The organism is Acinetobacter sp. ANC 3813, assembly GCF_002135435.1.
Classification (GTDB): Bacteria; Pseudomonadota; Gammaproteobacteria; order Pseudomonadales; family Moraxellaceae; genus Acinetobacter.
The window spans coordinates 336,893-349,765 of sequence record NZ_NEGK01000002.1 but is presented as its reverse complement, the minus strand read 5'-3'; the positions used below and the strand labels follow the sequence as shown (position 1 = coordinate 349,765).

Here is a 12,873-nt window from a genome sequence, read left to right as displayed (position 1 = left end):
TATAAATGCCCATCAATGGGTCTATGACTGTAGATTGTATTGTCTAAGGCTATTATTAAGAAAGGGCTTGCAGGACAAAAAAATACTCATTCGATTCACTTTAAGTTCATGCTTGCTGAGGGAGCTAGATCAATCACTTTATTTATATGGACTGACAGATTTCAAGGACCTTAAAGTTCGAGCGATAAAAAACCCTCCGAAGAGGGTTCTAAAATAAATACAGTATTAAAGGCTTAACGCATTTTAGACAGCCAATCACCAAGGCTTTGTACCAGCTGCACTAAAATCAGCAATACAATGACGGTTAAAATAACCACACTGGTGTCAAAACGCTGATAGCCATAAGAAATTGCTAAGTCACCAATACCGCCTGCACCGACCGCACCCGCCATTGCCGTTGCGCCAATCAGGCTGATGGTTGCTGTGGTTAAATTTAAAATGAGTGAGCTGCGGGATTCAGGCAATACAAATTTAAAAATAATTTGCCAAGGAGATGCCCCCATAGCTTGGGCAGACTCAATAATGCCATCGTTGACCTCGAGTAAAGAAGTCTCAATAAGACGGCCGATATATGGTCCTACATAAATGGTTAAAGGCACAATTGCCGCCCAAGTACCAATAGAAGTGCCGACTAACACTTTAGTTAGCGGAATCACTGCAATCAGCAGGATGATAAAGGGCAGGGAGCGCAATGCGTTCACAATTGGGTTTAGACCATGATAGACCAGGCGGTTAGGTAAAATCCCCGCTGGACGGCTGATAAATAAAATGATGGCTTGAATAAAACCCCAAATACAGCCAAACAGCATGGCGAAAAACACCATGTGGAAAGTTTCTTGCAGCGCAGTCACGAACTGATCGATAGACAGTGAGCTTTTCCAGAAAGGCGCAGTGACATCAGTCAGCCATTGAACGATTAAATCTCTCATGCGGCTACTCCGGATTGTGAAACTTTCACGCCTTGCGCTTCAAAATAAGCGACAGCTTGCTGAATAATTTCAGGGTCGCCTAAGAGCTGTACAAACATCTGCCCAATGACTGAACCATTAATTTCAGTCATATTGGCAAATAAAATGTTTAGGCTAATATCAAACTGTTTAATAACAGCTTGAACTACAGTTTCCTGTGCAGAAGTACCTAAGAACTGTAAATTATAAATACTGTTATGATTTTGATTTTCAAGATTATTTAAAATATTAACAGGCAGCTGCTGCTGCAATACAGTTTGAATAAAAGTTTTGGTCGTAGAATGTTGAGGCTGACTGAAAATTTCCAATGTAGAACCCGTTTCAATCACTTTGCCTTGTTCCATCACAGTCACATAATCACACACAGATTCAATGACATCCATTTCATGAGTAACCATGACAATGGTAATACCTTGTTCCTGATTGATTTTTTTTAGCAATGCTAAAACAGACTGTGTGGTTTGCGGGTCTAAAGCTGAAGTCGCTTCATCGCACAGCAAAATTTTAGGATGATTCGCCAATGCGCGCGCAATGCCGACACGCTGCTTTTGACCGCCAGACAATTCATCCGGAAAAGCGTCTTTTTTATGCTTCAGATCAATAAATTCCAGCAGTTCAGCGAGGCGTTTCTGCCGTTCAGCCTTAGATACGCCCAGCAGTTTTAACGGCATTTCAATATTTTCCGCAACTGTTTTAGTTTGCAGTAAGTTGAAGTGCTGGAAAATCATGCCAATGTTGGTGCGCTCCTGACGTAATTCAGACGCATTTAAGGCTGTAAAATCTCTATCATTGATAATGATTTGCCCTTGGCTTGGCCGCTCCAGCAAATTAATCAGGCGGATGAGTGTACTTTTGCCAGCACCGCTGTAGCCGATGATGCCAAAGATGCAGCCGTCAGGAATGTCTAGATTGATTTGATCCAGCGCTTTTACGGTTTGGCCTTTCAGCTCAAAATGCTTTGAAATATTTTTAAATTGAATCATATCGTCAGAAGCTATAGATAAAAGAAAAACAGGCAAAATGAATTTGCCTGTTTAGATGCACTAAGTATAGAACTATTTTGCGTCAGTTAGGTAGCTAGTTGGCTTGTTAACATCAACTTTTGTACCGCCAAAGTGATCTTGAACATATTTTGCAACTGCTGGAGTGTGGTAAAGCTCGCCCACTTTCTTCAACGTTTCGTCATTTTCACGGCCCGCAGCAACAGCTAGAACGTTTACGTTCATTTTTGTGCTTTGATCAATTGGCTCGTAGTAAACAGCATCTTTCAATACGTTTAAGCCGCCTTCCATTGCCAAAGTATTGCCTAGAACAATCGCATCAACTTCGTCTTTAACACGAACAGCTGTCGCCATTTGAATTGGCTTAATGGTGATTTTTTTCGCGTTTTCAGTCACGTCTGCAGTTGTACCTTTAACATTGTTAAAGTCAGCTTTTAATTTTACAAGGCCCGCAGATTGAAGCAGCAATAAAGCACGTGATTCGTTTGCGCCATCATTAGGAATAGCAATTGTTGCGCCTGTTTTAAGCTCATCAAGTTTTTTGATTTTGCTTGAGTAGATACCCATAGGCTCTAAGTAAGTTGTAGAAAGCGGTGCAATTTTTTCTTTATTACTGTCATTGAAAGCAACCATGTATGCATAAGATTGGAATGCATTTACATCAATTTCTTTGTTTGCTACTGCAGTGTTCATAGACACGTAGTCAGTGAAGTTTTTCACTTCAAGCTTGATGCCAGCTTGTTTAGTTTCAGGCAAAGAAGCAATATAACGCCAAACATCAGCATCTGAACCAGTAGAAGCCATAGTCACAACTTGTTCTTTGCCAGCATCAGCTTGAGCAGCATCAGTTTTTGGCGCTTCTTGTTTTCCGCATGCAGAAAGGGTCAGCACAGATGCGCTGAGTAATACGCTAAACAGCTTTTTCATGAATAATTCCCAATTAGGAAATGCAAGAGAATGGAGTCCATTGCATTCTCGACGCTTAAAGTCGAATTTTTAACTTTGCTGTACATCATTATCGCTGCAGCGCATTGGACTAACAGTAATAACGATGTTCATTACATTCTGGAATTAAAACCTGTTTCAAATGAATTGTAATTTTTAAAACAGATTCTAAAGATTTGTTTATCATACCAATAAATTAAAATTATACATAGAGGGGCTAAGTGTTGGATATAATGAATGAAATCTGAGGTTTTTTAGCATTTCTGAGATTTTAACAATTAAAACAGTTGCTTTGGTTAAATGAATCCTTCAGAAAAGATGTAGTTATGCATATCTTAAATTTGTAAAATTTATTGGATTGCTTATCTGTTTTTGGAATATGTGGTGTGCTGGCATATATGCTGTTCTATCTTAAAGATATTTACTTCAGTGCAGAAGCCATAATATTAGGTTGCTGTTGTATCTTTATACCCTAAATTTATGTGGTAAATTTCGATTTGGTTTGAATTGGAAATTTCTTTTTTTACGATGTTTTTGCATGGTTAAAAAATTGCGGAACTTCATCAATTCAAATATATTGGTTCAATAAACAGATTATAAATTTTGTGAAAATTCTAATATAGAGGCTTGTGATGTCTGATCAATTTGATTTTGTCTCAGTGAAAAAAAAGCCAACCATTCATTATGGTGGACGTTCTGTGAGTCATTTACTGCAAATGCAGGATGGTTCAAAAAAGACAATCGGTGTGTTTCTACCTTCTGAGCAGGCTTTAATTTTCAAGACTCATGTCAATGAGCGTGTGGAAATCACTTCGGGTCAGTGTTTAGTCCAAATTGGAGAGGAAACAGAATACGTGTTATATGCCACAGGTCAGTCATTTGTAGTTCCTATGAACAGCCAATTTAAAATACTAGTGAAAGAAGTTGTTGATTATATTTGCCATTTTGATTGATGTTGGCTGTATATCTTGTATGCATTCCTAAGCATGAAAAACCCCGCACGCAGCGGGGTTTTTCTTAATCAAATGAATGATTAAGTATTTTCACGAGCAATCGCACGGTAGCCAATATCTTTACGGTATTGAACGCCGTCAAAAGTGACTATCTGGCAAAGTTAAAGTGTTTTTGTACTGCTTTAAAAAATAATTGAATTAGCAAAATGGAATGTGCAAATAATCACTACGATGTATTTCGTACAATACATGACGGTTTAATGGATGATCCGCTGGTACACGTGGATGATTAAATTCACGGACTTTTTGCATACCAATGCGTTGCATCACACGTTCTGACGGTGTGTTTAAACTTGCTGTAAAGGAAATGACTTTATCTAATCTTAGGTTTCTAAAAGCATGTTTCAGTACGGCTTTTGCACCTTCGGTGGCATAACCTTGATGCCAATATTGCGGTAGTAATCGCCAACCAATTTCGGGTGCGTCTGCTATTTCAAACTCAGGTGGATGAATATGTAATCCGATAAAGCCAATAAATTCGCCTGTGGTTTTCAACTCAACGGCATATAAACCCCAACCGCGTGTATCTATGGCATCGCGTATGCACTGCATAAATGAGGTGGCTACATCAGCATCGAATTTTTTAGAGAAATAACGCATGGCGTCGTCATCTGCGCACATTTGGATAAATGGGGCAGTGTCGGAGTCTTGCCATTGGCGGAGAATGAGGCGAGGGGTTTGGATTAAATTTGTCATAATTAGAGTTAAATTTTAATTATAGAAAAATTTAGCATGTTTTATTTTAGGTGATATTAAGTTTTTTGATTCCTGAGAAATATCATTGCAAAGAAATATGAGATTGGATAATATTGGATTAAGGTCGCCTACCGTACTTACGCATGAGTAGAAAAGGGATTCAAAAATTTAATGTCTTAGTTTTAAGTCATACCGAAATTTAATTTTCTTAAGTATCAACTCGTTTGGTTCTTAGCATTTAAACATGCGTTGCTAAAAGTCTTATGACACCAAAGATTCTTTGTATAAAGAGTTTAGAGTTGGCAGTAGAGAAAATTATGTCTATTCAAGAATTCGCATTTCAATTATCTAAAAAAATTCAAGATAAACATCCTGTAAAAATTAGTCGTTCACATATTTATGAACTAATTGCTTTGAATCTAGGTTATAAAACTTATAACTCTTTTGTTGCTCAGAATCTTTTAATTGATGCTGTATACGATGATTCCGAAAAATGCTATCAGCATGAATTAGTTGATGCTTTAACTTTAGAAATATTGTTAAACCCACCTGAAAGTAATTATTCAGACTATGATGAAGATGAATTGCATTGGGATGATTATGAAGGCCGCCATTTTCTAGAGTTTATTAAGAACATTATGAGTAAACTGCAAAGTTTATTGAAATTGCAGCTTTCAGAAGAAACTTACGTAGCAATTGCTAAAACTGTTTATAGGGAGTTGCAGTGGTTGAACGTAGAAGTAATAAATTTTAAGGATATTAGATATTCTTTAAGTCATATCGATTTCAATAATGGTTTAGTTCAATCTCTTGAAGTACTCTCTGAGTTAGATGATGGCTATTTCGATTCAGATGAATTAGATTTTGAAATTATAGGTAAACATTTAGACAAAATAATTTCTTACGCAAAAGATCGTAATAATCCTGATGCTTATGCTCTGTTAGGTGGTTATTATCGCTATTTAGCAAATCAAATTGGCCCTTATGGTAGAAGTGGTTCAAATTTTGGTAGTAGTTGGGATAATGATAAGCAAAAATATATTAAGTCTGATCAAACGAAAAAGAATAAAGAACAGTATGAGGAATATTTAAAACAAGCTGAACAGTTTGAATCTTATATCAAAGATAGTCCATTAAACCTTAATGAAATCAATTTTGATGCAGATTCTGAGACAATTTATAACCAAGTTCGCTATTTGTGTAATCAAGGTGATCTAAATGCTATGGAGTATTTTCTTTATGAAGAAATGTTTAAAGATAGAGAGGAAGCTTGGATCTATATTTATTTAGCTCAAATGTGTGAAGTTGACTTCACACAAGATAATTTCCGAGCTTACAATGCTTATACAGGGGAAGTGTACGATGATTATGGGCCTATGGAAATAGCAGGTCGTGAAGCAATTCAGTATGCTGTAGATTTAGATGAATTATCGGATGAGCGAGATCATTTAGCACGAAAAATTGCTACTGAATTATTTGAAAAAATTTAGTTGAGATATAAAAAACCCCGCACTGAGCGGGGTTTTTTAATGCTTAAACTGTATTAAGCATTTTCACGTGTAATTGCGCGGTAACCAATATCTTTACGGTATTGAACACCATCAAACGTTACTTTTTGGCAAAGTTCTAACGCTTTCGCTTGTGCTTCACCAATTGTATTGCCAAGTGCAGTCACGCAAAGTACACGACCGCCAGCAGTCACAATGTCACCATTCTCAAGTGCTTTTGTACCTGCGTGGAATACTTTCGCATCTGCCATTTCTGTGTCTAAACCAGAAATTACGTCGCCATTGCTAGACGTTTCAGGGTAGCCTTTGGATGCAAGTACGATACCTACAGTCTTACGCTCATCCCATTCAGCTTCCGCAGGAAGGTTGCCTGCAATACCAGCTTCAACTAAATCAACTAAAGATGATTTTAAACGCATCATAATTGGCTGAGTTTCAGGATCGCCAAAACGGCAGTTGAACTCGATCACTTTTGGTTGACCTTGTTCATCAATCATCAAACCTGCGTATAAGAAACCTGTATAAACATGGCCGTCTTTTTTCATACCTTCAACGGTAGGGCGCATCACTTCTTTCATGGCTTTTTCAAAAACGTCAGCCGTCACAACAGGCGCAGGAGAGTAAGCTCCCATACCGCCAGTGTTTGGACCTTGGTCGCCTTCAAAGATACGCTTGTGATCTTGTGAAGTTGCCATAGGCAGGATGTTGTCGCCATCAATCATGCAAATGAAAGATGCTTCTTCACCTGCTAAGAATTCTTCGATCACAACACGTGAGCCAGCATCACCAAATTTGTTGCCTGCAAGCATGTCATCAATTGCATCAAATGCTTCTTGATTGGTCATGGCAACAATCACGCCTTTACCTGCAGCAAGGCCATCAGCCTTGATCACGATAGGCGCGCCATTTTTTTCTACAAAAGCTTTGGCTGCATCAACTTCTGTGAACACGTCATAGAAAGCAGTTGGAATGTTGTGGCGTTTTAAGAAGTGCTTGGCAAAAGCTTTTGAACCTTCAAGCTGTGCTGCAAATTGAGTCGGACCCCAAACTTTTACACCCGCTTCATGGCAGGCATCGACTACACCGTTGACTAGCGGCGCTTCAGGACCTACAAGAACTAAATCAACTGCATTGTTTTTCGCAAAGTCGATAATCGCAGCATTGTCTAAAATATTTAAGGCAACGTTTTCGCATTTATTTTCAGTTGCAGAGCCGGCATTACCCGGTGCTACAAATACTTTTGCGACTTTGTCATCTTGCGCGATTTTCCATGCTAGCGCATGTTCACGTCCGCCATTACCCAAAACTAAAATATTCATCTAAAAATCCCTCAAAAGAATAAAATCCCTCCCGGCCTCCCTTTGAAAAGGGAGGGGATCACGTATTAAAACCAAGGTTTCTAACGTGAAAAGTCCCCCTTTTTACAAAGGGGGATTTAGGGGGATTAATAAATATAATTTACCATCGATTAATGACGGAAGTGACGCATGCCAGTGAAGACCATTGCGATGCCAGCTTCGTCAGCTGCAGCAATTGTTTCTTCATCACGCATAGAACCACCCGGCTGGATAATGCATTTAATACCCGCTTTCGCTGCGTTATCAATACCGTCGCGGAATGGGAAAAATGCATCAGACGCCATTACAGCACCTTCAACAACTAGACCAGCATGTTCAGCTTTGATTGCCGCAATACGCGCAGAGTTTACACGGCTCATTTGACCCGCGCCGACACCAATTGTTTGACGGCCTTTTGCATAAACAATCGCATTAGACTTCACGTATTTCGCAACTTTCCAAGCAAAGATTAAATCATCAATTTCTGCTTCAGTCGGTGCACGTTTAGTCACAACTTTAAGGTCATCTTTAGTGATCATACCTAAGTCTTGATCTTGAACCAGTAAGCCGCCGTTTACGCGTTTGTAGTCAAGCTGTGTTTTACGCTCGGTGATCGCTGGAAGTTCGCCGCATACAAGTACACGGACGTTTTTCTTCGCGCCAGTCACTTCAAGTACGCCTTCAGCGATGCTTGGCGCAATAATCACTTCAACAAATTGACGATCTACAATCGCTTGCGCAGTTGCAACGTCTAATTCACGGTTGAATGCAATGATGCCGCCAAATGCAGATTCAGGGTCAGTTGCATAAGCAAGATCATAAGCTGCTTGAATGCCGTCTAGAGAAACTGCAACGCCGCACGGGTTAGCGTGTTTCACGATCACGCATGCAGGCTTAGCAAATGATTTCACGCATTCAAGCGCTGCATCTGTATCTGCAATGTTGTTATAAGATAATTCTTTACCTTGTAACTGTTTTGCAGTTGAAACAGAAGCCTCAGTTGCTGTGTCTTCTACATAGAAAGCCGCAGATTGATGCGGGTTTTCACCGTAACGAAGGTCTTGAACTTTGTTGAGCTGTGTATTGAAAGTGCGGGCAAACTTGTCTGCTTGACCTTCTTCTTTGCCTACACGCGCACCAAGGTAAGACGCGATCATGCCGTCATACTGAGCTGTATGTTCAAATGCTTTTACTGCTAAGTCAAAGCGGGTTGCATGCGATAACGCGCCTTCAGCTTTTAACTCTTCAACAACAGTTACATAGTCAGAAGCATTAACAACGATCCCCACAGAAGCATGGTTTTTCGCAGCGGCGCGAACCATTGTAGGACCGCCGATGTCGATATTTTCAATTGCATCTGCAAGTGAACAATTTGGCTTAGCAACTGTTGCAGCAAATGGATAAAGGTTAACAACAACTAAATCGATTGCATCGATGTAGTGTTCAGCCATCACAGCTTCGTCTAGACCGCGGCGAGCTAAGATGCCTCCATGGATTTTTGGATGCAGTGTTTTTACACGGCCGTCCATCATCTCTGGAAAACCAGTGTGTTCTGAAACTTCAACTACAGCGATGTTGCTGTCTTTAAGCAACTTGTAAGTACCGCCAGTAGATAAAATTTCTACCCCAAGAGCAGCAAGGTTTTGTGCAAACTCAACAATACCAGTCTTGTCAGAAACAGAGATTAAAGCGCGTTTGATAGTCATGATCTTCGTCACAGATTTCAAGTACAAATAAAACAGAAATAGCTAAATTCGGGTTAAAAAAAATGCCCGCGGAAGCCGCAAGCATTTTATCATTTATTCACTCATTAAACCGTGAGCTTTCAACTTTTTACGTAAAGTACCACGGTTCAATCCTAGAATCTCTGCAGCACGTGTCTGGTTGCCGCGGGTATATTCTAGAACTACAGATAGAAGAGGTTTCTCCATTTCTGCAAGCACCATGTCGTACACTTGAGAAGGCTGTTCGCCTTGCAGCTGTGCGAAATAGTGGCGAACTGCGCGATCTACGTGAATACGAAGAGCGACATCAGATTGTGCAGTAAAAATAGGAGATTTGCTATTCATGCGAATTAATCCGAAAAAATCAGGTATCACTTGGGTAAAGTGATATAAAAAAGTGGTCTATAAATTCAATGAACTCTGTTTTAGGTCTTAAAACAGCAGCTCTAAAACATATACATTGCAATTTAGCTTTAGCTTGCCACAACTCGCTGAGTTGATCGAAATTTAAGCGTAACAATAGATTAATATTTGTTACGGCTAAAAATCAAACAAAAAAATCTGCTCTATACGCTATAAGAGTTAAAGCGCATTGGGCTGGATCATATTTGTTTTGAAAAATCAGTGAGGAGTTTGCAGTGCAAAGCTTTCGTGGCGCGTATCATACCATTGTCTAAGAAAAAGTGAGCAAGAAAACTGCATTTTTTTTTAGTTTTTTTGCAATTTTTTATAGTTTTTTTCAATTTTACGGACGAATGATTTCTAAATCGTAGCTGTCGAAGCTTTTACGGTCAACTTGGAGCTTGAAATTGAATTTGAACGGGCTGTTTGAAGGAATGCGCTGAATACCTGTCAGGTTTTCTGCTAAATATTCTTGAGGCTTTAAAGAATAAGTGGCAAATACTGTGCCATTGTCTTTAAGTTTAACTTTAATAGTAGGCAAAACTAAGCTGCGGTCATGATAGTTGATCAGCTGACCTGAGAATTCAACTTCCTGTTTTGAAATTGAACGGACTTTAATTTTTTTGGTGGCGATGAGATTGTAATGCTCTTCCAGTTTGGAACAGTTGAAGACTTCGCAGGCAGCATTAAAAGCAACAGCCATGACAGGGCTGTTTTTTAGATATTGAGGATTGAACCAGAAAAATTGAAACAGCAGCACACAGAATAGTGAGATGTTAACGCAGGTCCAAGCCAAATAGTAAAAGACACCGCGTTTAGATTCGTTGTCAGTTTTTTCAGACCAATTGAGTGCAGGGAAGTTGCCTATTGGGTCCGTGCTGAAATAATTTAGATTATTTAGATAAGTCTTTAGGTCAATATTTGAATTTTCGACTTTGTCTTCAAAAATATCTAAAAGCTTGCGAGGCTGATCTGCATCAGGCTGTATCGCTGGCTCATCCTGATAATCAAGTTTGCTGATATCGATGGCTTGAGATTCAAATGCCAAGCCAGAACCTGAAATTGCGCCAGCTGCTGCAGCCAACGGCTGAACAGCCTTTGGCGCAACAATATGGCTTAAGGCATTAAAAGAGGTTGAACACTTTGGGCAGCAGACCATGCCTTGAGCCATAGTCAGCTGGGCAACAGTCACTCTATAAGTAGTAGCGCAAGTCGGGCAGTAGGTCTGTTTATTGCTCATATGTGTTCATGTAAACCGTTTAAATGCTATTGGCGCTTACCTGAAATTCGGCACCAGTGTTCTTCACGTTCTTCAATTTCTAATATATCAAAAAATTCAGAATAAACACTAGAAACATCATCAACTTGCTCTTTAATTACACCAGCTAATGCGAACTCACCCGCAGATTTAATTAAAGTTGAGAATTCAGGCGCAAGCGACATCAGCGGGCCAGCCAGAATATTCGCCAGAAGAACGTCTGCTTGCTGATCTTTAAATTCTGAATTGAACTCTTCTGGAAGGCCAACATAGAGTTTATCCAGTACGCCATTCAATTCTGCATTTTGCTTAGTCGCCAGCACAGCTTGCGGGTCAATATCTGTTGCATAGACTTTTTTGGCGCCCAGCAGTAAAGCTGCTACACCTAAAATGCCTGAACCGCATCCATAATCGATCACAATTTTGTCTTTAAGGTCGGTTTTCCCCAGCCATTGCAGGCAAAGGAAAGTAGAAGCATGGTTGCCTGTACCAAATGCAAGACCTGGATCAAGTTTGATATTTACTGCATCAGCTTCTGGCGCTTCCATCCATTCTGGAACAATCCAGTATTTCTCGCCAATTTGGATGGGTTCGTAGGCGTCCATCCATGTACGTTCCCACTCTTGATCTTCAATAAATTCACTGCGCAATGGGGCTCCAGGCATTTGCGCTTTAATAAATGTCTCTAAAGCAGCAACGTCTATTTCTTCATCTTCTTCTTGGGCATAGATCCCTGTTACGATGACTTTATTCCAAAGCGGTGTTTCACCTGGAAGCGGTTCGAGCAGTTCCTGATTCTCAGCATCGTCTAAAGTTACACTTACTGCGCCTAAAGAGCTGAGCAGGGTTTCGGTGTAATCGACTTGAGCTTGATCAACAGTAATATGAATTTGTAACCACTTCACGGGATGAACCTAAATTTGTTATGTAAAAAAGCTATTGTAGCGGAACTTGAGATGCGACGCCTATAACTTATTTTGCACACCTAAAAATAAAGGATGCTAAAAGCATCCTTTATGACAATGACCTTATATATGCAGTTATGTGCATAAATACGGTAGCAGCTGTTTATTTAGGTGGAAACAGCATCTTGCTTGGCGGTGCTGAGCGGAGCAAATTTACTGATCAGCATGCCGAACACGGCAGCGAAGATGTACATAAAAATAGAATATACCGCTGCAGGCATTGCAACTGCTGAGTTTGCAATCACAGTTAGCGCGATTGTCATGGCTAATGTACTGTTGTGAATGCCAATCTCAAACGCGCAGGCGCGGGCTTGCGCGCTGTTAATGCCAAGAAAGCGTGGTACAAAGTAGCCAATAGATAAACTGCATATGCAAAAGATTGCGGTAGCTGCGCCCACTTGACCAAGATAAGCAGCTATGTTTTCACGTTCACTGAAAATAGCGCCTGCAATAATTAACAGTAAAAAGATGACTGCAAAAATACGCAGTGGTCTATTCAGTTTCTCTGAAAATTTTGGCGCGTAATGGCGAATCAACATGCCTATACATACAGGAATGATAATAATGCTGAACACTTGCAGTATTTTGGAAAACTGCATAGTGATTTGCTGACCGTCCTGCATAAAGTGCATGATGGAGAAATTCACAATTAATGGCAGGGTCAGGGCTGCTATGACGGAGTTAATCGCGGTTAAAGTAATATTTAAAGCCAAATCACCTTTAAATAAGTAGCTGAATAAATTTGCTGTACTGCCGCCAGGTGATGCTGCGAGCAACATTAAACCAACTGCCAATAATGGCGGTAAGGCAAAAATTTTGCAGAGCAGGAATGCAATGCCCACCAAAAGGACGAGCTGGCAGAAAAGCGCTATTAAGACTGCTTTGGGGTGTTTGCTGACTCGGGCAAAGTCTTTAGGGGTAAGTTCTAAGCCCAGCCCAATCATAATGATGGCTAAGGCCAAAGGCAGCATAATTGTGATAATTCCAGAATCCATCTGTACACTCCTTTTTAATTTTTTTCATCCAATCGTTTTGTTTTGCAAGGTCCTTAATTTA

At 39.9% G+C, this 12,873-nt stretch carries 13 protein-coding genes; 3 read left to right on the top strand and 10 right to left on the bottom strand.

The features are described from left to right. Positions 1 to 233: 233 nt before the first annotated feature. The 3 genes from B9T34_RS04450 to B9T34_RS04440 form a co-directional block, all read right to left on the bottom strand. The gene (locus B9T34_RS04450) at positions 234 to 929 is read right to left on the bottom strand and encodes a methionine ABC transporter permease (protein ID WP_086211961.1); all 696 of its coding nucleotides are present in this window, start codon (positions 927 to 929) and stop codon (positions 234 to 236) included. Beyond that, entirely contained in the window at positions 926 to 1,951 is a 1,026-nt protein-coding gene (locus B9T34_RS04445; protein ID WP_086211960.1) for a methionine ABC transporter ATP-binding protein, read from the bottom strand. Before B9T34_RS04445 ends, B9T34_RS04450 begins: the two co-directional genes overlap by 4 nt. Positions 1,952 to 2,023: 72 nt before the next feature. Further along, entirely contained in the window at positions 2,024 to 2,896 is an 873-nt protein-coding gene (locus B9T34_RS04440; protein ID WP_086211959.1) for a MetQ/NlpA family ABC transporter substrate-binding protein, read from the bottom strand. Positions 2,897 to 2,926: 30 nt separating this feature from the next. Between B9T34_RS04440 and B9T34_RS18850 the strand changes: the two genes are divergently transcribed. Both B9T34_RS18850 and B9T34_RS04435 read left to right on the top strand, forming a co-directional pair. Further along, positions 2,927 to 3,067, top strand: coding sequence for a hypothetical protein (locus B9T34_RS18850; protein WP_171265117.1), 141 nt, complete (start codon positions 2,927 to 2,929; stop codon positions 3,065 to 3,067). Positions 3,068 to 3,546: 479 nt separating this feature from the next. Next, entirely contained in the window at positions 3,547 to 3,867 is a 321-nt protein-coding gene (locus B9T34_RS04435) for a pyrimidine/purine nucleoside phosphorylase (RefSeq protein WP_086211958.1), read from the top strand. A 198-nt stretch (positions 3,868 to 4,065) separates the two neighbouring features. On the opposite strand, the gene B9T34_RS04430 is transcribed toward B9T34_RS04435, so the two are convergent. Continuing rightward, complete coding sequence (locus B9T34_RS04430) at positions 4,066 to 4,623, bottom strand: GNAT family N-acetyltransferase (RefSeq protein WP_086211957.1); 558 nt, start codon at positions 4,621 to 4,623, stop codon at positions 4,066 to 4,068. Positions 4,624 to 4,886: 263 nt separating this feature from the next. Between B9T34_RS04430 and B9T34_RS04425 the strand changes: the two genes are divergently transcribed. Further along, positions 4,887 to 6,113, top strand: coding sequence for a hypothetical protein (locus tag B9T34_RS04425; protein ID WP_086211956.1), 1,227 nt, complete (start codon positions 4,887 to 4,889; stop codon positions 6,111 to 6,113). A gap of 53 nt (positions 6,114 to 6,166) precedes the next feature. On the opposite strand, the gene purD is transcribed toward B9T34_RS04425, so the two are convergent. The 6 genes from purD to B9T34_RS04395 all read right to left on the bottom strand — a co-directional run bounded on the left by purD (position 6,167) and on the right by B9T34_RS04395 (position 12,812). Then, positions 6,167 to 7,450: a phosphoribosylamine--glycine ligase gene (gene purD, locus B9T34_RS04420; protein ID WP_086211955.1), complete on the bottom strand. Its 1,284-nt coding sequence runs from the start codon at positions 7,448 to 7,450 to the stop codon at positions 6,167 to 6,169. 149 nt (positions 7,451 to 7,599) lie between these two features. Then, on the bottom strand, positions 7,600 to 9,174 hold the full coding sequence (gene purH / locus B9T34_RS04415) for a bifunctional phosphoribosylaminoimidazolecarboxamide formyltransferase/IMP cyclohydrolase (protein WP_086211954.1): 1,575 nt from the start codon (positions 9,172 to 9,174) through the stop codon (positions 7,600 to 7,602). Positions 9,175 to 9,267: 93 nt separating this feature from the next. Next, entirely contained in the window at positions 9,268 to 9,537 is a 270-nt protein-coding gene (gene fis / locus B9T34_RS04410; protein WP_001086304.1) for a DNA-binding transcriptional regulator Fis, read from the bottom strand. 400 nt (positions 9,538 to 9,937) lie between these two features. Next, the gene (locus tag B9T34_RS04405; RefSeq protein ID WP_086211953.1) at positions 9,938 to 10,834 is read right to left on the bottom strand and encodes a DUF3426 domain-containing protein; all 897 of its coding nucleotides are present in this window, start codon (positions 10,832 to 10,834) and stop codon (positions 9,938 to 9,940) included. 26 nt (positions 10,835 to 10,860) lie between these two features. Further along, positions 10,861 to 11,757: a 50S ribosomal protein L11 methyltransferase gene (gene prmA, locus B9T34_RS04400; protein WP_086211952.1), complete on the bottom strand. Its 897-nt coding sequence runs from the start codon at positions 11,755 to 11,757 to the stop codon at positions 10,861 to 10,863. Positions 11,758 to 11,924: 167 nt separating this feature from the next. Continuing rightward, positions 11,925 to 12,812 carry a bile acid:sodium symporter family protein gene (locus B9T34_RS04395; protein WP_086211951.1) on the bottom strand — a complete coding sequence of 296 codons (888 nt, stop codon included), beginning with the start codon at positions 12,810 to 12,812 and terminating at the stop codon, positions 11,925 to 11,927. Positions 12,813 to 12,873: the final 61 nt, after the last annotated feature.

What these genes read in the sequence shown, in the direction of transcription:
- B9T34_RS04450 (WP_086211961.1), bottom strand. Translation starts at nt 929, where the DNA reads ATGAGAGATTTAATCGTTCAATGGCTGACTGATGTCACTGCGCCTTTC.
- B9T34_RS04445 (WP_086211960.1), bottom strand. Translation starts at nt 1,951, where the DNA reads ATGATTCAATTTAAAAATATTTCAAAGCATTTTGAGCTGAAAGGCCAA.
- B9T34_RS04440 (WP_086211959.1), bottom strand. Translation starts at nt 2,896, where the DNA reads ATGAAAAAGCTGTTTAGCGTATTACTCAGCGCATCTGTGCTGACCCTT.
- B9T34_RS18850 (WP_171265117.1), top strand. Translation starts at nt 2,927, where the DNA reads ATGGAGTCCATTGCATTCTCGACGCTTAAAGTCGAATTTTTAACTTTG.
- B9T34_RS04435 (WP_086211958.1), top strand. Translation starts at nt 3,547, where the DNA reads ATGTCTGATCAATTTGATTTTGTCTCAGTGAAAAAAAAGCCAACCATT.
- B9T34_RS04430 (WP_086211957.1), bottom strand. Translation starts at nt 4,623, where the DNA reads ATGACAAATTTAATCCAAACCCCTCGCCTCATTCTCCGCCAATGGCAA.
- B9T34_RS04425 (WP_086211956.1), top strand. Translation starts at nt 4,887, where the DNA reads ATGACACCAAAGATTCTTTGTATAAAGAGTTTAGAGTTGGCAGTAGAG.
- purD (WP_086211955.1), bottom strand. Translation starts at nt 7,450, where the DNA reads ATGAATATTTTAGTTTTGGGTAATGGCGGACGTGAACATGCGCTAGCA.
- purH (WP_086211954.1), bottom strand. Translation starts at nt 9,174, where the DNA reads ATGACTATCAAACGCGCTTTAATCTCTGTTTCTGACAAGACTGGTATT.
- fis (WP_001086304.1), bottom strand. Translation starts at nt 9,537, where the DNA reads ATGAATAGCAAATCTCCTATTTTTACTGCACAATCTGATGTCGCTCTT.
- B9T34_RS04405 (WP_086211953.1), bottom strand. Translation starts at nt 10,834, where the DNA reads ATGAGCAATAAACAGACCTACTGCCCGACTTGCGCTACTACTTATAGA.
- B9T34_RS04395 (WP_086211951.1), bottom strand. Translation starts at nt 12,812, where the DNA reads ATGGATTCTGGAATTATCACAATTATGCTGCCTTTGGCCTTAGCCATC.